At 45.8% G+C, this 21580-nt stretch carries 19 protein-coding genes; 15 read left to right on the forward strand and 4 right to left on the reverse strand.

The window, feature by feature from the left end; genetic code table 11:
• The first annotated feature begins 4 nt into the window (after nt 1-4).
• The 7 genes from A8806_RS09710 (at nt 5) to gatB (ending at nt 8618) form a co-directional block, all read left to right on the forward strand.
• The gene (locus A8806_RS09710) at nt 5-1141 is read left to right on the forward strand and encodes a murein hydrolase activator EnvC family protein (protein ID WP_109730994.1); all 1137 of its coding nucleotides are present in this window, start codon (nt 5-7) and stop codon (nt 1139-1141) included.
• A gap of 77 nt (nt 1142-1218) precedes the next feature.
• Entirely contained in the window at nt 1219-2427 is a 1209-nt protein-coding gene (locus A8806_RS09715) for a S41 family peptidase (RefSeq protein ID WP_109730995.1), read from the forward strand.
• A 399-nt stretch (nt 2428-2826) separates the two neighbouring features.
• Nucleotides 2827-4158 (forward strand): aspartate--tRNA(Asn) ligase, encoded by a 1332-nt coding sequence (gene aspS / locus A8806_RS09720; protein WP_109731118.1) that lies wholly within the window; start codon nt 2827-2829, stop codon nt 4156-4158.
• A 79-nt stretch (nt 4159-4237) separates the two neighbouring features.
• The gene (locus A8806_RS09725) at nt 4238-5335 is read left to right on the forward strand and encodes a hypothetical protein (protein WP_109730996.1); all 1098 of its coding nucleotides are present in this window, start codon (nt 4238-4240) and stop codon (nt 5333-5335) included.
• A 51-nt stretch (nt 5336-5386) separates the two neighbouring features.
• A complete protein-coding gene (gene gatC, locus A8806_RS09730; RefSeq protein WP_109730997.1) occupies nt 5387-5680 on the forward strand; it encodes an Asp-tRNA(Asn)/Glu-tRNA(Gln) amidotransferase subunit GatC in 294 nt (97 codons plus the stop codon).
• A gap of 15 nt (nt 5681-5695) precedes the next feature.
• Nucleotides 5696-7171, forward strand: a complete 1476-nt coding sequence (gene gatA, locus A8806_RS09735; protein ID WP_109730998.1) for an Asp-tRNA(Asn)/Glu-tRNA(Gln) amidotransferase subunit GatA — start codon at nt 5696-5698, stop codon at nt 7169-7171.
• A gap of 1 nt (nt 7172) precedes the next feature.
• Nucleotides 7173-8618, forward strand: a complete 1446-nt coding sequence (gene gatB, locus A8806_RS09740; protein ID WP_109731119.1) for an Asp-tRNA(Asn)/Glu-tRNA(Gln) amidotransferase subunit GatB — start codon at nt 7173-7175, stop codon at nt 8616-8618.
• A gap of 25 nt (nt 8619-8643) precedes the next feature.
• On the opposite strand, the gene A8806_RS27120 is transcribed toward gatB, so the two are convergent.
• Both A8806_RS27120 and A8806_RS26625 read right to left on the reverse strand, forming a co-directional pair.
• Nucleotides 8644-8823: a helix-turn-helix domain-containing protein gene (locus tag A8806_RS27120; RefSeq protein WP_354016683.1), complete on the reverse strand. Its 180-nt coding sequence runs from the start codon at nt 8821-8823 to the stop codon at nt 8644-8646.
• Nucleotides 8751-9836, reverse strand: coding sequence for a hypothetical protein (locus tag A8806_RS26625; RefSeq protein WP_242996029.1), 1086 nt, complete (start codon nt 9834-9836; stop codon nt 8751-8753). The genes A8806_RS27120 and A8806_RS26625 overlap by 73 nt, the downstream gene beginning before the upstream one ends.
• 200 nt (nt 9837-10036) lie before the next feature.
• On the opposite strand from A8806_RS26625, the gene A8806_RS09750 reads away from it, so the two are divergent.
• Together A8806_RS09750 and A8806_RS09755 are read left to right on the forward strand one after the other, a co-directional pair.
• The gene (locus tag A8806_RS09750; protein WP_109731000.1) at nt 10037-12325 is read left to right on the forward strand and encodes a glycoside hydrolase family 3 C-terminal domain-containing protein; all 2289 of its coding nucleotides are present in this window, start codon (nt 10037-10039) and stop codon (nt 12323-12325) included.
• 286 nt (nt 12326-12611) lie between these two features.
• A complete protein-coding gene (locus A8806_RS09755) occupies nt 12612-13061 on the forward strand; it encodes an Hsp20/alpha crystallin family protein (RefSeq protein WP_109731001.1) in 450 nt (149 codons plus the stop codon).
• A 71-nt stretch (nt 13062-13132) separates the two neighbouring features.
• Here A8806_RS09755 and A8806_RS09760 read toward each other — a convergent pair whose 3' ends face one another.
• Entirely contained in the window at nt 13133-13633 is a 501-nt protein-coding gene (locus A8806_RS09760; protein WP_109731002.1) for a GNAT family N-acetyltransferase, read from the reverse strand.
• A gap of 281 nt (nt 13634-13914) precedes the next feature.
• Here A8806_RS09760 and htpG point away from each other — a divergent pair, with 281 nt between their 5' ends.
• Nucleotides 13915-15981, forward strand: a complete 2067-nt coding sequence (gene htpG / locus A8806_RS09765) for a molecular chaperone HtpG (protein ID WP_109731003.1) — start codon at nt 13915-13917, stop codon at nt 15979-15981.
• Between the two features lie 115 nt (nt 15982-16096).
• On the opposite strand, the gene A8806_RS09770 is transcribed toward htpG, so the two are convergent.
• The gene (locus tag A8806_RS09770; RefSeq protein WP_109731004.1) at nt 16097-16585 is read right to left on the reverse strand and encodes a DUF5721 family protein; all 489 of its coding nucleotides are present in this window, start codon (nt 16583-16585) and stop codon (nt 16097-16099) included.
• A gap of 331 nt (nt 16586-16916) precedes the next feature.
• Here A8806_RS09770 and A8806_RS09775 point away from each other — a divergent pair, with 331 nt between their 5' ends.
• Genes A8806_RS09775 through rluF form a run of 5 tightly spaced genes read left to right on the forward strand, consistent with a single transcriptional unit; the run spans nt 16917 to nt 21561 of the window.
• Entirely contained in the window at nt 16917-17693 is a 777-nt protein-coding gene (locus A8806_RS09775) for a GDSL-type esterase/lipase family protein (RefSeq protein WP_330405324.1), read from the forward strand.
• Complete coding sequence (locus tag A8806_RS09780) at nt 17690-18193, forward strand: DUF4358 domain-containing protein (RefSeq protein WP_242996031.1); 504 nt, start codon at nt 17690-17692, stop codon at nt 18191-18193. Before A8806_RS09775 ends, A8806_RS09780 begins: the two co-directional genes overlap by 4 nt.
• Nucleotides 18194-18216: 23 nt before the next feature.
• Nucleotides 18217-19629 carry an MBOAT family O-acyltransferase gene (locus A8806_RS09785; RefSeq protein WP_109731005.1) on the forward strand — a complete coding sequence of 471 codons (1413 nt, stop codon included), beginning with the start codon at nt 18217-18219 and terminating at the stop codon, nt 19627-19629.
• Between the two features lie 8 nt (nt 19630-19637).
• Nucleotides 19638-20807 (forward strand): DHHW family protein, encoded by a 1170-nt coding sequence (locus tag A8806_RS09790; RefSeq protein ID WP_109731006.1) that lies wholly within the window; start codon nt 19638-19640, stop codon nt 20805-20807.
• Entirely contained in the window at nt 20791-21561 is a 771-nt protein-coding gene (gene rluF, locus A8806_RS09795; RefSeq protein ID WP_109731007.1) for a 23S rRNA pseudouridine(2604) synthase RluF, read from the forward strand. The genes A8806_RS09790 and rluF overlap by 17 nt, the downstream gene beginning before the upstream one ends.
• Nucleotides 21562-21580: the final 19 nt, after the last annotated feature.

Raw genomic sequence — 21580 nt, forward strand, 5'->3', positions numbered from 1 at the left:
GCCTATGAACAGACGAAAGAGGAGTATAATAAGCGCGGTACTGGTGATTGTCCTTTGTTTTGGCATGGCTTTGAATGTGAATGCCGAGACAGTCGATGAGGCAAAGAAGAAGGCACAGGAGCTGGAAGACAAGAAGAATGCGGCGGAAAAAGAAAAAGAAGCACTTGCCGCACAGCTGAATGCAGTCATCAGTGACATGGATAAGATGAGGGAAAAACTGGAAAAGAAGCAGGCTGAGATCGAGCAGGCAGAAGAAGAGCTTGTGCAGGCTAAGGTTGATGAGAACAACCAATACGAAAGCATGAAGAAGCGTATCAAGTTTATGTATGAGAACGGTAATTCCCAGTTGATTGAAATCTTGATAGAAAGTGATAATATTGGTGATTTTTTAAATAAGGCGGAGTATGTTTCTCAGATATCTGCATATGATAGAGAGATGCTCGTTGAGTTTCAGGATGTTGTAAAAGATGTAGAGGCTAAAGAAGAGGCACTTCAGAGTGAATATACAGAGCTGAAGGGACTGCAGGATGACCTGATCGCGAAGCAGAATGAAGTTCAGACACTTTTGGAGGATAAGAAGGTTCAGATCTCCAGTCTGGATAAGCAGATCGGGGAGAACGCGGCGAAGCTTGATGAATTGATCAAGCAGGCCGAGGAGGAGCGCCAGAAGCAGATTCAGCAGCAGGAGGCGGCAAGGGCCGCGGCGAATAACAGCGGTGGGGGCGGAAGCTACGCACCACCTAGCAGTACGCCGGTAATCAGCGGAAGCGGACAGTTTACGAATCCCTGCCCCGGCTCATCGATATCCAGTACATTTGGATACAGAGATTTTGACGGAGCTTTCCATAAGGGGCTGGATTTGGCAGCCGGAGAAGGAACCCCTACATATGCAGCGGCGGACGGCTATGTTGTCATTGCAGGCTGGAGCGACAGCGCCGGGAACTGGGTTGTTATCAATCATGGAAACGGACTGGTAACAAAGTATATGCACCACTCAGCTCTTGCTGTTTCAGCAGGACAGACAGTATCCAAAGGACAGCAGATCGGATACGTAGGAAATACTGGAAATTCATTCGGGGCACATCTGCATTTTCAGGTGGAACTGAATGATGTGGCAGTTGATCCGCAGGGGTATCTGTAAGAGATTACGGGTATCCGCAGAGGAAGGAAAGCCAATGGGCTTTCGTATATGAAAATCTCGAAGATTGGACATAGAATATGGAGAATCGTAATAAAAGTTTTATAAAGGGGGCGCTGTATGGCGCCCTCATTATGCTATTAATCGTTACAATGGGCGGCTGTGCATGGAGGTTTGTGAGTGACAGGACCCAGTCCCCGGGTTCGGCAGCCGTAAAAGCGGAGTCAGACAGTGCAACAGATGAGAAATTAAAACAGCTGGGAGAGCTGATTGATAAAAACTATCTGTATTCCGATGATATTGATACAAAGGCTCTTCAGGACGGCATTTACAGCGGTTATGTAAGCGGCCTTGGCGACCCCTATACCGTGTATTACAACGAGGAACAGACAAAAGACCTGATGGAATCGACAACGGGTGAGTATTCAGGAGTGGGAGCCGTCCTGACAAAGGATCTTACTACTGGTCTGGTCACAATTGTAAATGTATACAAAGATTCGCCGGCGGAGAAGGCCGGACTGGAAGACGGTGACATTCTGTATCAGGTAGATGACCACGAGATTGCGGATGAGGACCTGACAGAAATTGTGTCGTGGATCAAGGGGGACGAAGGAACCGGTGTGACACTGCACGTTTACCGCGGGGATAAGCTGGAAAAGGTAGAATGCAAAGCGATACGCGGCGTAGTGGAAGCACAGACTGTAGAGTATGAAATGAAGGACGGCGGTACCGGATATATCCGTGTGACCGAGTTTGATACGGTTACTTACGAGCAGTTTAAGAATGCTCTGGCTGATCTGGAGAATCAGGGCATGACCGGACTTGTGATTGACCTTCGTTCTAATCCCGGAGGGAATCTGGATACTGCCGTGGATATGTTGAAACTGATACTGCCAAAGGGAATGATTGTATCCACGAAAGATAAGTACGGTAATACAACCGAGTATTCAAACGAAGAAGACCACGAATTTAAGAAACCGCTTGCTGTTCTGGTAAACCAGTATAGTGCGAGTGCAGCCGAAATATTCGCCGGAGCCGTGCAGGATTACGGAACAGGGCAGATAGTAGGCGTCACCACTTATGGAAAAGGAATTGTACAGCAGCTCTTTGACCTCGGGGACGGAACCTGCCTGAAGGTAACGATTTCAGAATACTTCACACCAAACGGCAGAAACATTCATAAAAAAGGGATTACACCCGATGTAGAAGTAAAATTTACGGCCGATGAAAACAATAAAGAAGCAGATAACCAGCTTGATAAGGCTCTGGAAGTTATTAAGGGGGAATAAATTTCCTCTTGCAATTTGGAAAGTTGTGTGCTATTATTGGTAAAAGTTTTAACAGATTAAAGTGTTAAACGAAAAAGGCTGTGAACAAGACTCTGATTTTCAGAAGCTGACAGGAAGCAGGCGTCACCGACTGAGAGCGCCGGACAGTGGAGAAGATTAAGGGAACACTTGGGAGCTGACCCGCTGAATGATTCAAAGTAGGCCGGTACGTTTTGCATACGTTACATGCACAAAAGTGGGATAGGTGTTATTTATTGCCTGTTCAATGCGGGTGGTACCGCGGATTATATGATAAGAATCCGTCCCGGGATGCAGATGCATCCCGGGACTTTTTGTGTTTACAGAAATACCATTTCAATCCGGGATGTATCAAAATATGAGACAGAAAGGAGAAAGAAAATGGAAATTGTAACTGGAAGAATGAAAAAAGACACACTGGAACTTCATGAACTGCTTAGAGAGGGAATTACTGGCAATCGTGTCAAAGTAAACGGTACAGTCCATACAATCCGGGACATGAAAACGGTAGCATTCATCATTTTGAGAAAACGTGAGGGACTGGTACAATGCATTTTTGAGGAGGGATTTTCAAAATTTGACTTGAAGGATCTGCGGGAAGCTGATACAGTCGAAGTAACAGGAATACCTGCACAGTCAGAAAAGGCTCCCGGGGGCATTGAGATCAGGATTGAAGATATAAGAGTATTGAGCAGTCCGGCAGAGACGATGCCGCTGCCAATCGCAAAGTGGAAGATGAAGACTTCCCTTGAGGCAAAGCTGAATTACCGGCCGATTGCACTTCGCAATGTCAGGGAGCGGGCGAAGTTTAAGATACAGGAGGGCATTGTCAGGGGATTTCGGGACTTTTTGTATGAGGAAGGATTCACAGAGATCCACACACCGAAGATCGGGGCAAAGAGCGCAGAAGGAGGGGCGAACCTGTTTAAGCTCGATTACTTCCACAGACCGGCGATCCTCCAGCAGAGTCCGCAGTTCTATAAGCAGATGATGGTGGGCGTGTTTGACAGAGTGTTTGAGACGGCACCGGTATTCCGGGCCGAGAAGCATAACACGAAACGGCATCTGAACGAGTACACGAGCCTGGATTTCGAGATGGGATTTATCGATGGTTTTGAAGATATCATGGCGATGGAGACTGGATTTCTTCAATACACGATGAAGCTTCTCGAGAAGGATTATGCGGCAGAGCTTGCGCTTCTGGATGTCGAACTCCCGAAAGTGGATGAGATCCCGGCAGTCAGATTTGATGAGATTAAGAAGAAGGCAGCGGAAAAATACGGCCGGAAGATCAGGACTCCATACGATCTTGAGCCGGAGGAAGAACAATTAATAAGCCGATATGCAAAAGAGGAATGGGATGCAGATTTCGTATTTGTGACTCACTATCCATCCAGAAAACGTCCGTTCTACGCAATGGATGACCCGGAAGATGAGACCTGTACTTTAAGCTTTGATCTTTTATTCAGGGGAATGGAGATTACAACAGGCGGACAGCGTATCCATGATTACAAATCCCTAATGGCTAAGATGGAGGCCAGGGGGATGGAAGATGAAGGGATGGAGCAGTACCTGAGTGCATTCAAACATGGCATGCCGCCGCACGGAGGCCTTGGTATAGGGCTGGAGCGGCTGACCATGAAACTGGTTGGAGAAGAGAACGTACGAGAGACAACATTGTTCCCAAGAGACTTAGGCAGGCTGGAACCATAAACAGTTTTCAGATACCGGGCTGAACTGCAGGGCACAGACACCTTTGCAAAAGAGACCGGATACGGAATGAGAGGGGCCTATGTTTGAAAAGAGATGTTATTTATGCGGAGGGAAACTTGCAGATGGAAAATGTATAGACTGCGGACTCGATAATACAAGAAATGAGAAGATGACGTACCGCCTGAACCAGAGCAGCAGCTCAAGGATGGCGAAGGAGCGTTCCCACATTGAATCTACATGGGGGAAGCATGACAGGAGCGGGGAGGGCCAGAAAAGTGCAGACAATACAAATGCCCCGCGTGCTGCAAAGCATAAGAGCAGTACGGACAGAATCAATCCTCCTGTAAGTCTGGGGAAAAAGGCAGGGACGCAGCAGAATGGAAATGTGCTAAAAGCGGCTGGCATGATTCTTGTATTAGTAGTCATGGTATCAGGAATTGTTTTCAATATGAAAAAGCAATATGATGAGAGCCTTCCTGCTGATTATGGGAATGTAACTTTAGTAGAGGATGAAGATCCGTATCAGTTTGCCGAAAGGGAGTTGTTAGCTGAGGGAGAAGACTATCGTGTTACGCTGGATCCCGGGGAATACCGGGTCGGTGTACATCTCCCGGAAGGGAATTACCAGGTAATTCTGGATGATGGGAGCGGGACAGTATCTGTAGACGATTATGAGAATTCTATCTACCTGTGGCAGGGGATCGGACCGGATGAGGAGTACGATGAGCTTAAGGAATGGATTGATGTGAGGCTGTATCAGGGCGCGATGGTGGAAGTAAGTGGTAACCTGCGTGTAGAATTTATGACAGAAAATGGCCGGACCGACTGCATGGAAGAGCAGACAAAGAATCCTCTGACAGAACAGGTAGTACTGAAAAAGGGCACCGAGTTAACGGCAGGGAAAGACTTCCCGGCCGGAGTTTATGACATAGGGTCCGGCGGCGGGTGGACCAACATCAGGTACGAGGTTCCTTTATATACAGATTATGAGGATGAGGAGATGAATTTCTTAAGCCGCAGCAGATTTGTATCGGCCGACGAGATTGATTCCGTATACCGCAACACCGTTCTCCCCGGGGGGACGAAGATATGCGCATTGGATGCAGATGCACGCCTTATACCGAGTGAAGTGATAGAGACAGAAGATTACGATGCTTACTATGATGAGTACAGATAGTCAGAACATGTAAAGGGGTATGACCCTGAGAGTAAATGAAAGGTGGTTTTTATGTCCAACAAGATTTCAGACGAGACAATAGAATATGTGGGTATCCTCTCCAAACTGGAGCTGTCCGGTGAGGAGAAGGAGGACGCAAAGGCAGACATGGAGAAGATGCTGGATTATATCGATATATTAAACGAACTGGACACGGACGGGATCGAACCGATGTCCCACGTATTCCCTGTAAATAATGTTTTCCGTGAGGATGTTGTTACCAATGGTGACAACAGGGAGAAAATATTGGAAAACGCACCTCTTAGGAAGGATGACAGCTTTGAAGTACCGAAAACGATTGGTTAGGAGGAGACAGGAAAGATGGGGATATTAAGTCTTACAGCTTTAGAACTTGCAAAAAAGATTCAGGATAGGGAGATTTCAGCAGTGGAGGCGGCAAAAGCAGCCATTGCACAGGCAAAGGCCGTGGAGCCGAAGATTCACAGCTATGTGACACTGGATGAGGAAGGCGCCGTACAACGTGCAGAAGAGATTCAGAAGAAGATAGAAGATGGTGTATTAACAGGACCGCTGGCAGGTGTGCCGGCAGCAGTAAAGGATAATCTGTGCATCGAGGGACAGCTTACCACGTGCAGTTCCAGAATCTTATCCAACTTCAGGCCTATATTTACGGCACAGGCAGTCGTAAATATTCAGAAGTCAGGGGCGGTCATTTTAGGAAAGACAAATATGGATGAGTTCGCTATGGGCAGTACGACAGAGACGTCTTACTTTGGCCCTACGAGGAATCCGCATAATCCGGAACATGTTCCGGGCGGTTCTTCCGGCGGCTCCTGTGCGGCCGTGGCAGCCCAGGAGTGCTGGTACGCGCTTGGTTCCGATACAGGCGGTTCCATACGCCAGCCGAGTGCTTTCTGCGGGGTTGTGGGACTGAAACCAACCTACGGGACGGTTTCCCGCTATGGGCTGATCGCTTACGGTTCTTCTCTGGACCAGGTCGGGCCGGTTGCGAAGGATGTTGCCGATTGTGCGGCCATACTGGAGACACTCGCTTCCCATGACGTGAAGGACAGTACTTCAGTGAAACGTGAGGACATCCGTTTTACCGATGCCTTAAAGGCAGATGTAAAGGGGCTCCGTATCGGAATCCCGAAAGATTATATCGGGGAAGGGCTGGATCAGGAAGTCAGGCAGGCGCTTCTGGATGTGGCAAAGCTTCTCTGGAAAAAAGGGGCGGTTGTCGAGGAGTTTGACTTAAGCCTTGTGAAATATGCGATCCCGGCTTACTATGTGATCGCATCTGCGGAGGCAAGCTCCAACCTTGAACGGTTTGACGGTGTGAAATATGGATATCGGGCGGGGGACTATGAAGGGCTCCATAATATGTACAAGAAGACCCGTTCAGAAGGCTTCGGGCCGGAAGTGAAGCGGCGGATTATGCTGGGGTCTTATGTATTAAGCTCCGGTTACTATGATGCCTACTATCTGAAGGCGCTGCGGACAAAGGCGCTGATCAAGCAGGCTTTTGACCGGGCATTTGAAAAATACGATGTGATCCTTGGCCCGGCGGCTCCTTCTACGGCGCCAAAGCTCGGTGAATCACTGAAAGATCCTTTGAAAATGTATCTGGGGGATATCTATACGGTAGCGGTCAATCTGGCCGGACTTCCCGCGATGTCCGTTCCGGCCGGAAAAGACAGCAGGGGGCTTCCCATCGGGATGCAGCTAATAGGAAACAGTTTTCAGGAAAAAACGCTGATTCGCGCAGCCTACACTTTTGAATGTGAGACAGAGAAACAGTTTGTTACTCCGGCAGCAGGAAAGGGGCGTGAATAATATGGGAAAACAGTATGAGACCGTCATCGGATTAGAGGTCCATGTGGAACTGGCGACAAAGACAAAAATATTCTGCGGGTGCAGCACTGCGTTCGGGGGCGCGCCCAATACCCATACATGCCCAGTGTGTACTGGACAGCCGGGGTCACTTCCGGTTTTGAATAAACAGGTAGTAGAATACGCGATGGCAATTGGCCTGGCGACAAACTGTGAGATCACCAGGGTAAGCAAATTTGACAGGAAGAATTATTTCTATCCTGATAATCCGCAGAACTACCAGATTTCACAGCTTTATCTGCCGATTGCCAGAAACGGATATGTGGAAATAGAGAGCGGTGGTGTCCCCAAAAAAGTGAGAATCCATGAGATGCACATGGAAGAGGATGCCGGAAAATTAATTCATGATGAGTGGGATGATACAACACTGGTGGACTATAACCGGAGCGGCATCCCTCTGGTGGAAATCGTCTCAGAACCGGATATGCGTTCGGCAGACGAGGTGATCAGCTATTTAGAGAAGCTGCGCACGATCATCCAGTATCTGGGGGCATCTGACTGTAAGCTTCAGGAAGGCTCTATGCGGGCGGATGTCAATCTTTCCGTGCGGGAGGCAGGAAGCACGCAGTTTGGTACAAGAACCGAGATGAAGAACCTGAACTCTTTCAAAGCGATTGCCAGAGCCATTGACGGTGAGCGCAATCGGCAGATCGAACTGCTGGAGGCAGGAAAACCGGTAATTCAGGAGACAAGGCGCTGGGATGATAATAAAGAGCATTCTTATGCGATGCGTTCGAAAGAAGATGCACAGGATTACCGCTATTTTCCGGAGCCGGACCTTGTCCCGATTGTGATCAGCGAGGAATGGATCAAAGAAATAAAAGCGAAGCAGCCGGAACTGCGCTCTGAAAAATTGGAGCGGTATAAAAGAGAATACGATATCCCCCAATATGATGCGGAAATCATCACAGATTCCAGAATCATTGCGGATATCTTTGAATCGGCGGCAGCTTTATGTGGAAAACCGAAAAAAGTCTCCAACTGGCTGATGGTGGAAACACTGCGTCTCTTGAAGGAACATAATATGGAGCCGCAGGACATCCGTTTTTCACCGGGGAATCTGGCAAAGCTTGTAGATCTTACAGAGGCGGGCACGATCAACAGCTCTGTGGCGAAGGAAGTGTTTGAAAAAATATTCGCTGACAATACAGACCCAGAGCGGTATGTGGAAGAAAATGGCCTGAAAACGGTAAACGATGAGGGGGCCCTGAAATCAGTCATAGAAAAAATCATCGCAGATAACCCACAATCCGTGGCCGATTACAAGGGTGGAAAAGAGAAAGCAATCGGCTTCCTTGTAGGTCAGGCGATGAAGGCAATGAAAGGGAAGGCAAATCCCCAGATGGTCAGCCAGATGCTCAAACAGGCAGTCACAGAAAGTGATTCATAATTTGCAATCATTTCAAACAGAGACACTATATGGTCTGATTCCGATACTGCTTCGGTGTCAGGCCATATGTTTTCTTAAACACATTCTGGAAGTAGGCCTGACTGGAGAAACAGAGGTAATTACTGATTTCGCTCAGAGTCTTGTCGGAGTAGGAGAGTAAACTTTTCGCTTCCTCCAGTTTACAGCGCATAATGAAGCTGCTGATATCGAAGCCGAGTTCTTTCTTGAATTTCTGTGTGATGTAGGACCTGCTTTTTCCGGAAATGCCGCAACATCATCGACTCGTATCAGTTCATTCGTATGCTGCGAGATGAATTGTACACAGTCAAAAATATCCCTCGACAGGCCCTGGGGAATCTTACTTTGGGCAACTCTCTCCGTAAAATCATAAATGACTGTGCGCTGGAGCCCAAGTACGGCCTCCACAGTCTGCATCTTTTCCCCCTCCTGGATATATATGTCACTGAGCTGGTAAGCCTGTTCGATATCCATGCCTCCTGCAATTGCTGCCCTGGTGGTAAGGGTTGTGCATGCAATCAGCAGATTTTTGGCATTTCTTAACGGGGTATCACCAATCAGGCCGGTAACCAGATTGTGCTTTGCCTCTTCTATCATCTTCATTAAACGCCAGGTCTCACCCTCACGGACGCATTCCAGATACTGCTGTTCAAAGGAATATGTATTATGGTAGATATGCCCCTCTTTCGCCTCATACACATTAGCCGAATGCATGGCTGAGATATCCTTTGATGACGGTATATCTGTCAGCCGGAAATGCTGTTCCGGGTCTGTTACCCGGTTGTTCAGGCAAAAGTCAAGATATGCCAGTATCTGCATAAACTGGTTGAAAGAAATCAGAGGAGTATTCGTCAGGAAGTTTGTGATAAAATCTTTGTACTGCATGGAAATTGTACATTCTTTCATAAACATCCGAACCGTGCTTTCAGTGACAGGCACACTGAAGACAGGGCCGATCACGATGAATTCGTCATGGCCTTCACGGGCCACATATCCAAAATAACTGAAGGACTGCATAATCACGTAGTCCGGGTTCTTTTCAAAATGAAGGAGTGACGGAAGCGATGAGTGCGTATCGTGCAGGCCCTCGAAAACTGTGGGATAAGAATAGAGTACATTTCCAGGGGTCTTGCACACACTAACAGGTATAAAAGTAGACGCATAAAACAGGCGGCAAAACTCTTTTAGATTCTCAATCATTTATGGATAAACTCCTTTCGGTATCTGATAATCGTATGAATGCTGTGATGGCGATATTTTCCCTGATGAGATGATTTTATAATAAAATGATTATAATTACAATACTTCCGGGCGGCTATATGTTATTTTATATAAAGCAGCATTAGTTATGATGATAATTTTATAATCAGAAGATCATGTAAAAGAAGGGAGTCAGCAATATGGAACAACAGAAATTAAAAGAATTGATTGCACAGATGACGTTAGAGGAAAAGGCTGGGTTATGCTCCGGTGCGGATTTCTGGCATACGAAAGGAGTAGAACGCCTTGGTATTCCGTCAGCAATGGTAAGCGACGGACCTCACGGTTTGAGAAAACAGGATGATAAAGCGGACCATCTGGGAGTCAATGATAGTATTAAGGCGGTATGTTTCCCGGCAGGCTGTGCCACGGCATCCAGTTTCAACAGGGAATTAGTGGAGCAGATGGGAGAGACTCTTGGAGAAGAGTGCCAGGCAGAGGGAGTCAGTACATTACTCGGGCCGGCAATGAATATCAAGCGTTCTCCACTGTGCGGACGTAATTTTGAGTATTATTCAGAAGACCCGTTTTTATCCTCCGAGATAGCGGGGGCATTTGTACATGGCGTGCAGAGTAAAAATGTAGGTACGAGCCCCAAGCATTTTATGGCAAATAACCAGGAGTACCACAGAATGACCAATTCTTCCGAGATGGATGAGCGGACGATGAGAGAGATTTACCTGGCATCCTTTGAGGGGATGGTCCGCAAAGAAAAACCGTGGACCATCATGAATTCCTACAATCGTCTGAACGGGACCTACCTCTGTGAAAATAAAGAAATGCTTACAGACATTCTGAGGGAAGAGTGGGGATTTGACGGATACGTCATGACAGACTGGGGTGCTATGAATGACCGCGTAACCGCGTTAAAGGCAGGCTGTGACCTTGAGATGCCTGCTTCACACGGAATCACGGACGCACAGATCGCAGCGGCGGTACAGGACGGGACACTAGAAGAGGAAGTACTGGACCGGGCCTGTGAGAGAATCCTGAACATTGTATACAGATTTGAAGACAACAGGGATAAGGAAGCTGTTTTCCATCTGGAAGAGGACCATGAGAAAGCACGTACAGTTGAAGAAGAGTGCATCGTGCTTCTAAAGAATGAGGATTCGATCCTGCCTCTGAGTGGCAATATGAAAGCTGCATTTATCGGGAAGTATGCTGAGACACCGAGATATCAGGGCGGCGGAAGTTCCCATATTAACAGCTTTAAAGTAGAATCAGCTCTCGAGGCTGCCCGCGGACTGGAAGAGTCTGCCGGTATAGAAGTTTCCTATGCAAAGGGATTTGACGATATCAAGGATGAGACAGATGAGGCACTTTTAAAAGAAGCCGTGGAAAACGCGAAGAATGCAGATGCTGCCGTAATCTTTGCAGGACTTCCGGATAACTTTGAGTCCGAAGGATATGACAGAAAGCATATGAGGATGCCGGACTGCCAGAATCGTCTGATTGAAGCAGTTACAGAAGTTCAGCCTAATGTCATTGTTGTTCTGCACAATGGCGCCCCTGTGGAAATGCCGTGGCTCAGTAAAGTGAAAGCGGTTGTAGAAGCTTATCTGGGCGGACAGGCAGTCGGAGGCGCGGTTGTCAACATCCTGTACGGCAGGACAAATCCGAGCGGCAGGCTGGCAGAGACCTTCCCGGTACGCCTGAATGATACACCGTGCTATCTGACATATGGCGGAGAGCATGATAAGTCTGCATATACGGAAGGTGTCTTTGTTGGATACCGTTATTATACATCAAAGGATATGCCGGTATTATTTCCATTCGGTTATGGGCTTTCCTATACAACATTTGAGTACAGCAATCTGGTACTTGACAAGAAAGAAATTAAGGAAAGTGAAAAGCTCTGTGTCTCTGTCGATGTGACCAATACCGGCAAGTGCGCCGGAAAAGAAGTGGTCCAGCTCTATGTATCGGCAAAAGACAGCAAGGTGATACGCCCTGTAAGAGAACTGCGTGCATTTGATAAGATTGCACTTAACCCGGGAGAGACGAAGACAGTCCGTTTCGAACTTGATGCACGTGCTTACACATACTGGAATATGTATATCCATAACTGGCATGTGGAAAGCGGAAATTATGAAATACAGATTGGAAAGTCAGCCAGTGAGATCGTCCTGAAAGAGAATGTGAAGGTGGAATCCGGGACTGTGATACCAAAGGAGTATAACATGAACTCCACAATGGGTGAGATCCTTGCAGACCCGAAAGGTAAAGCAATTCTGGAACAGGCAATGGGGGCTTTGTCCGGCGGAATGGTGCCGGATACAATGGCTGAAGATGACGGCGGAGGAGCCATCGGCAAAGAAATGATGGAAGCCATGATGGACGGCATGCCGCTCAGACAGCTCTTAAGCTTTGTGCCGGGGATTCAGAAAGAAACATTGGAGCAGCTCATTGCGGCGCTGAATAGTTAGTTACCATATAGCCAGAACCAGAAAATTAATGGTTCTGGCTATTTATATTTTGTTAGAATTAGCACTCAGGGGTTGACAGTGCTAAAAATGCGTGTTATATTACAAGTAGAACAAAAAGAGATAAATGTAATCTCCTTCTTGTTCTTTCTAAATAGATAACACCTCGGATTTCTCCGACAGTGCTATGTAACAAGATCAACTAATGTCATACCCAGAGATCTTTGTTTGAGACCCTGGGAAGATATGCGGCAGCATGAAAGGTTTAATAGGAAAGGAGATATGACTTATGATGATGCCTAGTATTTTTGGAGAAAATTTATTTGATGACCTGATGGATTTCCCGTTTGAGAAGGACTTCTTTGGCGGCAAGAACCCGCTGTATGGAAAGCATGCAAGGAACATGATGAAGACCGATATCCGTGAGACGGACAATGGATACGAAGTAGACATTGACCTTCCGGGATTCAAGAAAGAGGAGATTAATGCGAAACTGGAGAATGGATATCTTACCATATCCGCAGCAAAAGGACTTGACAAAGATGAGAAGGACGAGAATGGTAAATATATCCGCCGTGAACGCTACGCGGGCAGCATGAGCAGAAGCTTCTATGTTGGAGAAGAAGTAACGCAGGAGGATATACATGCGAAGTATGAAGACGGTATTCTGCGCCTGCAGGTTCCGAAAAAGGATGCACCTGCTGTAGAGAAGAACGACTATATAGCGATTGAAGGATGATCGTAAAAGGAAATGGCACACCGGCCCATGACAGGCCGGTGCGCCTTTTTTGTAAACAAATTCTTTCCATATCAGATTACATATTCCATAATATAGTCATCCATGATATAGCCATTACCTATATCAGCCTGCTGTGTGTTGATTGTCTCGAAGCCTAAATGACGGTATACAGCCAGGCTTCCATCATTATGTTTGTTGCAGGTGAGCCATATGGAGGTTAGCCCTCTTTCCCTGCACAGTGCCTTTAAGAAGTCAAATGCCTTTGATGCCAGCCGGCGTCCGCGGCATTCTTTTTTTACATAGAGTTTGCTCAGGAACAGTTTCCCGTTCTCTGGGTGTATGCCGCAGTAACCACAGAATTCCCCGCCGTCAAAAAGCTGGTAATACTCATATCCGTCTCCCAGCTGGGATTTCAGGGCCGGTACAGACTGGAATTTGTCTACCATGTATTCTACCTGTCCGGTTCCGATGATCGGTGTAAAATGTTCATGCCAGATGATGTCTGCCAGTGCGGCTAATTCTTCAACCTGATTGTCGGTGTCTACTTTGATTGTCTGAAATGTGTCGGTCATAGTTGATACTCCTTTTATGTATAATAATTAAATAAGATGAAACATACTGTGTATGAATCAAATACATGCTAAAATAGCTGTAAATAAGTATAACACTTTTTACGGTGAAAGGTAAATGTCCGGGAAGTTTATAAATATTTTATATTTTTAATAATTTTATTAGCACTCACTCCAAAAGAGTGCTAATTTCTTATTGACTTTTAAAAACCAGTGTATTAGAATATCTACTAGATGACAAAGGGTCACATAAACTTGTACTATAATGAAAAGGAGTGTTATATATGGGAACAAAAAAAGGTAACTTATCCATTGACAGTGAGAATATATTTCCGATTATTAAGAAATGGGTATATTCTGACCATGATATTTTTATGCGTGAGCTTGTATCAAACGGCTGTGATGCCATCACAAAGCTGAAAAAGCTTGATATGATGGGAGAATATGAACTGCCGGATGATTACAAGGCTAAGATTCAGGTAATTGTCAATCCGGAAGAGAAGACTTTAAAGTTTATTGATAACGGTCTTGGAATGACGGCCGACGAGGTAGAAGAGTACATTACACAGATCGCGTTCTCAGGTGCAACACAGTTCTTAGAGAAATATAAAGACAAGACGACAGAAGATGATATGATCGGACACTTCGGTCTGGGATTCTATTCCTCATTCATGGTTGCTGACGAGGTTCACATCGATACTTTATCTTACCAGAAGGATGCCGCTCCGGTACACTGGGTAAGTGAAGGCGGTACCGAATATGAGATGCAGGAAGGGAATAAGACAGAAGTCGGAACTGAGATCACACTGTTCCTGAATGAGGACAGCCTCCAGTTTGCCAATGAATACAGGGCAAGAGAAGTGCTTGAGAAATACTGTTCCTTCATGCCAGTGGAAATTTTCCTGTCAAAGGCGAATGCAGAGCCTGAATATGAGACAATCGACGAAGAAGACATTCTCGATACAGATGAAGTTGTAGAACATATCACGGAGGAACCAAAAGAAGGAGAAGAGGGCGAGCCGAAGAAGAAAGCAAAGATCGTGAAACGTCCTGTTTCTTTAAGCGATATCCACCCATTGTGGGCGAAGAGTCCAAGTGAATGTACGAAAGAAGAATATATTGATTTCTACCGCAAGGTATTTATGGATTATAAAGAACCACTGTTCTGGATCCACCTGAATATGGACTATCCGTTTAACCTGAAAGGAATCCTCTATTTCCCGAAGATCAACACAGAATATGATTCCATCGAGGGAACAATCAAGCTGTACAATAACCAGGTCTTTATTGCGGACAATATCAAAGAAGTGATTCCGGAATTCCTGATGGTCTTAAAGGGCGTGATCGACTGTCCGGACCTGCCGCTGAATGTATCAAGAAGTGCGCTGCAGAATGACGGATTCGTAAATAAGGTTGCAGATTACATCTCCAAGAAGGTTGCAGACAAGCTGAACGGTATGTTCAAGACCGACAAAGAAAATTATGAAAAATACTGGGACGATATTAGTCCGTTTATCAAGTTCGGATGCCTGAAAGACGAGAAATTTGGTGAAAAGATCAAAGATTCCATCATCTTTAAGAATCTGGACCACAAGTACCTGACTCTGGAAGAGTGCATTAAGGCTAATGGCGGTCTGGAAGAGACTCCGGAAGAGGGAAAAGACACTGCAGCGGAGCCAGAGGCAGAAAATAAAGATTCCGATGCGGCAGAGAATGCTGACGAGAATGAAGCAGAAGAAAAGAAGACAAATATTTACTATGTAACAAATGAACAGCAGCAGAGCCAGTATATCAAGATGTTCAAGGAACAGGGACAGGATGCGATCCTGCTGACGCATAATATCGATTCCGCATTTATCACTTATCTGGAGCAGCGCAATCAGAATGTAAGCTTCCAGAGAATTGATGCAGAGGTGCATGATTCACTGAAAGATGAAGTGACAGAGGAAGAGAAGGAAGTATTCCAGAAAACAACAGACAGTCTGGTAGAAATTTTCCGTAAGGAATTGAACAATGATAAACTGGACGTAAAAGTTGAAAAGCTCAAAGATGATAATGTTGCGTCTATGGCAGTGCTGCCGGAACAGTCCAGACGTATGGAAGAGATGATGAAGATGTACGGCATGGGCGGAATGGATGCAGGTATGTTCGGAAGCCAGGCAACACTGATCCTGAATGCGAACCATCCGCTGGTACAGTTTGTTGTGGAGCATAAACGCAGTAAGAGTGTACCGGTAATCTGCAAACAGCTCTATGATCTGGCGATGCTGGCACATAAGCCGCTGAGTCCGGAAGAGATGACCGCATTCGTACAGCGCAGTAATGAGATTATGCTGCTGCTTACGAAGTAAAAGACTATTTATATAAAAGAAGAGCCCTGACGGGCCCATCTGTAGACTGAAATTACGGATGGGGCCCGTCAGGGCTTTTCTTCATTTTATATAGTTCATCGTAATCATAACTGCATCAGGATAAACTTTCGAAAGGAATCTGTTTTTGTGCAAGGTATCTTTGCACCATATTGTCCCATGCGTGCTCCAGAGACTTGTCCATCGAGAAGCTTTTCAGGGAAGTTCCGGTAATACACTGGAGCATGGTTCCGTCATAGCGTATATTCATGTAAAGCCCCTGTACCTGGCCGGGGTGGAAATCTAAATTATTTTGCTCGATGAGCCGGGCTATATTTTTAGGGGACAGACTGAATATGAATTTGAAACTTAATGGAGTCTTTTTGCCTTTGATAAGGGAAAAACAATAGTCCCGCAGAGATTTCCAGCTGGAGTATTCAGGCAGGTCCTCTTCTTCGGGGAAGAAGGGCTTCTGGATGAAGCCGTCTATTGTAAAGGTGTTGAAGGTTACGATTTCCCCTTCTATAAATAGGAAACTGTCGAATGTTTCGGATAACAGTAAGTGGGACATAAAATCTTTTACGCTGGTAAGGTGCAGGGATATCATATATGTTAACCTCCGTAGTGTGTTCTTGAATTAAGCTCGAAAATACCTCGCTAAGTATAAATAGTATACCGTGAACACTAGATTCGAAAGTACCTCATCAAGTGTTCAGGTATGCATTTCCACTAAGCTCGAAAATACCTCGCTAAGTGTAAATAGTATACCATAAATACGAAACTCGTGAAATACCTCGTTAAGTTTTTATGATTTTCTTAAAATTCGGTTCCCACGGGACAGAAACGTTGACTTTTGCAGGCAAAAAAAGTATGATAAAATGTATATTTACTATGTTATAAATAATGAAGGTATTTTGCAGGAGAGGTCTTAAATACGGATGATGAAGAAAAAGAAACATAAAGTGGCTAAATACTGCTGTATAGCTGTAGGCGTTCTGATCCTTGGAATTTTGATTGCAGAAGGAATCAGCAGCCTGTCCCGCGGGAAGGTTGATACTTCGGAGGGACTCAAGATTATAAAGCAGGCTAAGAAAGCAGATGTGACTGCGATAGAGAATAAGATTGAGAAGCTGGAGGAGAAGGATAAGGCGGACAACAAGGAGAAAGACAAGGAAGATGAGGATACAGACAGAAACTATAAAGCGATATTCGCAAACGCCGTGATTATGGGAGACTCTATCTCAGAGGCATTTACAGAGTATGATATTCTGAACGCCTCAAGTGTGATTGCGAAGATCGGTGTGGAATTGGATGAACTGGATGACCAGGTGGCTAAGGTGGAGAAGCTGAATCCGCAGGTGATTTTCCTGTCATACGGTATGAATGATATTATCGCGACAAATGGGAATACAGATGAGTTCGTGAAGCAGTATGACGCCCTGTTGAAGGAGCTGCAAAAGAAGCTCCCGGACACGAAGCTGTTTGTGAATTCGATTTTCCCGGTTCAGGATCAGGAGATAGAGAGGCAGCCGGTTTATGAAAAGCTGGCCGATTATAATGAAGTATTGCGTGAACTCTGTGACAAGAGACAAATCGCCTATATCGACAATACAGATCTGGCTTCAGATAGTGATTATGAAGAGGATGGTGTGCATTTTAAGGCAGAATTCTATCCTTACTGGCTGAACCGGATGGCGGAGGTGGCCGCATTATGATGCAGGAGAAAAATATACAGAGGCGTGGACCCGGAAAGAATATGATACTGAAATACTTCGTATTGGTGATGATCATTGCTTATATCGTCGTCCTTATGATTTATACGAGTGGCAGCACCAAGTCGTTCGATAAGATTGAACAGGCTGTTGAGTCGTCCCTTGATACGGAAAATCTCACGAAAGTGGATGTTCAGGGCCTTAAGCGTTACTACGGGCTTAACAGCGCGGACTATGACGGTGTTATGCTTTACAGTTCACAGAAAAGTATGTCGACAGAGGAAGTCCTTCTGATTAAGGTGAAGAATGACGGGCAGATGCAGCACGTAAGAGATGCGGTCCAGAAGAGAATTGAGAACAGGAAGAATGATTTTGAGGGGTATGCGCCTGAGCAGGTAAAGCTGCTTGAGCAGGCGCAGCTGTCTGTGCGGGGAAAATACCTTTTCCTGGCCATTGCTCCTAAGGCAGAAGCCTACAAGGATGCCTTTGCAAAGAGTCTTTAAATACGGGGAGAGGAAGCTAAAAGATGTTATTTAGCAGTGTTACTTTTTTATTTGTGTTTCTGCCGGTTACAATGGCATTGTATTATATCGTCCCTCAAAAGTTCAGAAACGTAATCATGCTGATTGCCAGCCTGATTTTCTACGCATGGGGCGAGCCGATCTATATTGTTTTGATGGTTCTGTCTATACTGCTGAATTATATCTGTGGTCTGGACATTGAAGATAAGCGGGATGATCCCCGGAAGATGCGCAGAAGCCTGATATTTGCGGTAGTGGTGAATCTGCTTTTGCTGGGATTTTTCAAATATTACGGATTCCTGCTGGACAGTCTGAATGCGGTGCTGCCTGTTGATATTCCTTACAGGGACCTGCCGCTGCCGATAGGGATTTCGTTCTATACATTTCAGGCAATGTCGTACATCATAGATGTTTACAGGGGAGAGGCGAAAAGCCAGAAAAATATTCTGTATTTTGCTCTGTATATCAGTATGTTTCCACAGCTGATAGCAGGTCCGATTGTACGTTACGTCGATATCGAAGCGCAGCTTAAGAACAGGGTGCTTTCCATGAGGAAGTTTGGCCTTGGTGCCGAGTATTTTATTATCGGTCTGGCGAAGAAAGTGATTCTGGCCAACTCTATCGGCCAGATTTATGAGCAGATCGCTAGTCTGCAGATGGGAAGCTTTTCCGTTTTAACTGCATGGGTCGGCTGTATCTCCTATGCATTCCAGATCTATTTTGACTTCAGTGGATACTCGGATATGGCTATCGGGCTCGGGAAAATGTTTGGTTTCGAATTCCGGAAAAACTTTGATTATCCGTACATTTCTACCAGTATCACCGAATTCTGGAGAAGGTGGCATATATCCTTAAGCACATGGTTTCGGGAATATGTGTACATACCGCTGGGAGGCAACAGGTGCACACAGTCCAGACAGATCATGAATCTGCTTGTTGTATGGATGCTGACAGGGTTATGGCACGGGGCGGCATGGAACTTCCTTTTCTGGGGACTTTACTACGGTATACTGCTTGTGCTGGAGAAGTTTGTGTGGGGCAGGAAGCTGGAGCGGCTCCCTTCAGCTGCAAAGCATATTTATTCGATGGTATTCGTTCTCATCGGGTGGGTGTTCTTCTTTAGTCCGAGCCTTGGGTATGCATTCAATTATATCGGAGTGATGTTCGGCGCCGGGGCGAGTGCGTTTGCCGACAAACAGGCACTGTTCTACGTGTTTACACACTGGCTGCTTTACCTGATTGCAATTCTTGGGTCTTCTGCCCTTGGATTAAACCTCTTAAAGCAGATAATTGGTGGGTTTAACAGCGCCCGGATCAGAAAAGTGGCTGCAGGAGTAGTCTACATTAGTATATTTCTGATTTCGGTGGCATATCTCGTGACAGAGACATTCAATCCATTTTTATACTTTAGATTCTAGGTGGGAATATGAACAATAATAAGAGAAAAAAGAAAAGATGGCCGGAAAGCTTTGTTGGTAAGGCATTTATAATCTGCCTGCTTGTATTGATTGCGGCAAATCTTTTGTATCCTTCGAAAAAGAAATCTACAGAAGAGAATAGAATGCTGACAGAAAGGCCGAAAATGACGGTAAGTGGTCTGGTTTCAGGCAGTTATATGAAACAGTACGAGAGCTATCAGGCGGACCAGTTTATAGGACGTAATTTCCTTAGGAAATTGAAAGTCACTCTGAACCGGATCGGTGGCAGCAAGGAAGAGAACGGCGTATTCATCGGGAAAAAGGGGCAGCTTTTGGAAGATATAGCTGTGCCTGAACAAGACTCTTTAAAAAGTAATGTTGATGCAATTAAGAACTTTGCGGAATCTTACGATGATATTCCGGTCAGCATGATTCTTGTACCGGATGCGGCAAGTGTGTTAAGCAGCAGACTGCCTTCGCTTGCGTCCGTTGCAGACCAGAATGCATGCATCAGCCAGGTAAAAAAGGAACTGGGCAGTTCTGTACAGTGGATCGATGCCGTACAGGCAATGAATAAGCATAAGGAAGAAAAGATATACTATAAGACAGATCATCACTGGACCACGCTTGGTGCTTTTTATACTTTTCAGGAAGCAGCACCGACGCTGGGAATCAGTACAGATGTATCCAGTTCCTTCGTTTCCTACCCGGTAGCCACAGATTTTAACGGGACACTGGCGGCAAAGAGCGGGTGCAGGATGGGTGAAAAAGAAGAGATTGACATCTATGTGCCGAAGGATGCGGATAATGATGTCATCGTGAATTATGTGGATGAGCAGGTGAAGGAGACGACGCTTTATGAGGCAGATATGCTGAAAACAAGGGATAAATACGCAGTTTTCCTTGGCGGCAATACGTCTCTTATCGACATTAAAACACTGGCGCCGGGACAGAAACGGCTTCTGGTGGTAAAGGATTCCTACGCCAACAGTTTTGTTCCGTTTCTGACTCCTTACTTCAGGGAAATCGTCATGTTGGATCCAAGATACTATACAGGGAATATACAGGATGTGATGGATACATATAACATTACGGATGTTTTATTCCTTTACAACGGCAATACTTTTTTCCAGGACAATAATATAAGCGGAGTACTGAGCAGTGAGCAATCGGATTAAACAGGAGTTTACAGAGAAAAAGGAGCCAGTAAGGCTGAATAAATATTTAAGCGAGGCAGGCGTCTGCTCCAGACGGGAGGCAGACAGGCTGATCGAAAGCGGACAGGTGAGCGTTGACGGGAAACGGGCGGATATGGGGATGAAGGTGTCCCCGGGGCAGACCGTGAAGGTCGGGCGAAAGACTGTGTCCCGCAGTGAAGAGATGGTCGTGCTTGCGGTAAATAAACCGAAGGGGATTGTCTGCACAGAAGAGCGCAGGGAACGCAGCAGCATCATCCGTTTTTTGAATTATCCGGTCAGGATAACATATGTGGGCCGTCTGGACAAGGACTCCAGAGGCCTGCTTCTTATGACTAATAACGGCGATATCATTAATAAAATGATGCGTGCGGGCAACCGGCATGAGAAAGAGTACAAAGTGACCGTGGACAAAGAACTGACACCGGCATTTATCGAAAAGATGTCCAATGGAGTTCCGATTCTGGATACTGTGACGAGGCCGTGTACCGTAAAAAAGATCGGAAAGTATACATTTACGATTATTCTTACGCAGGGGCTAAACAGACAGATTAGAAGGATGTGCGAGGCACTCGGATACCAGGTGAAAGATCTTGTGAGAACGCGAATCATGAACATAGAATTGGGAAGGCTAAGAGAAGGGGAATACCGGAAGCTGACCGACCGGGAACTGAATGAACTCTATGAGCAGATCAAGGACTCATCCAGTGAAACGGTGATAGATGGAAGAGATTAAGAACAGGCAGGAGAGTATA

Origin of the sequence: Faecalicatena orotica (assembly GCF_003149245.1) — a bacterium.
In the GTDB taxonomy this organism is placed as follows: Bacteria; Bacillota; Clostridia; order Lachnospirales; family Lachnospiraceae; genus Faecalicatena_A; species Faecalicatena_A orotica.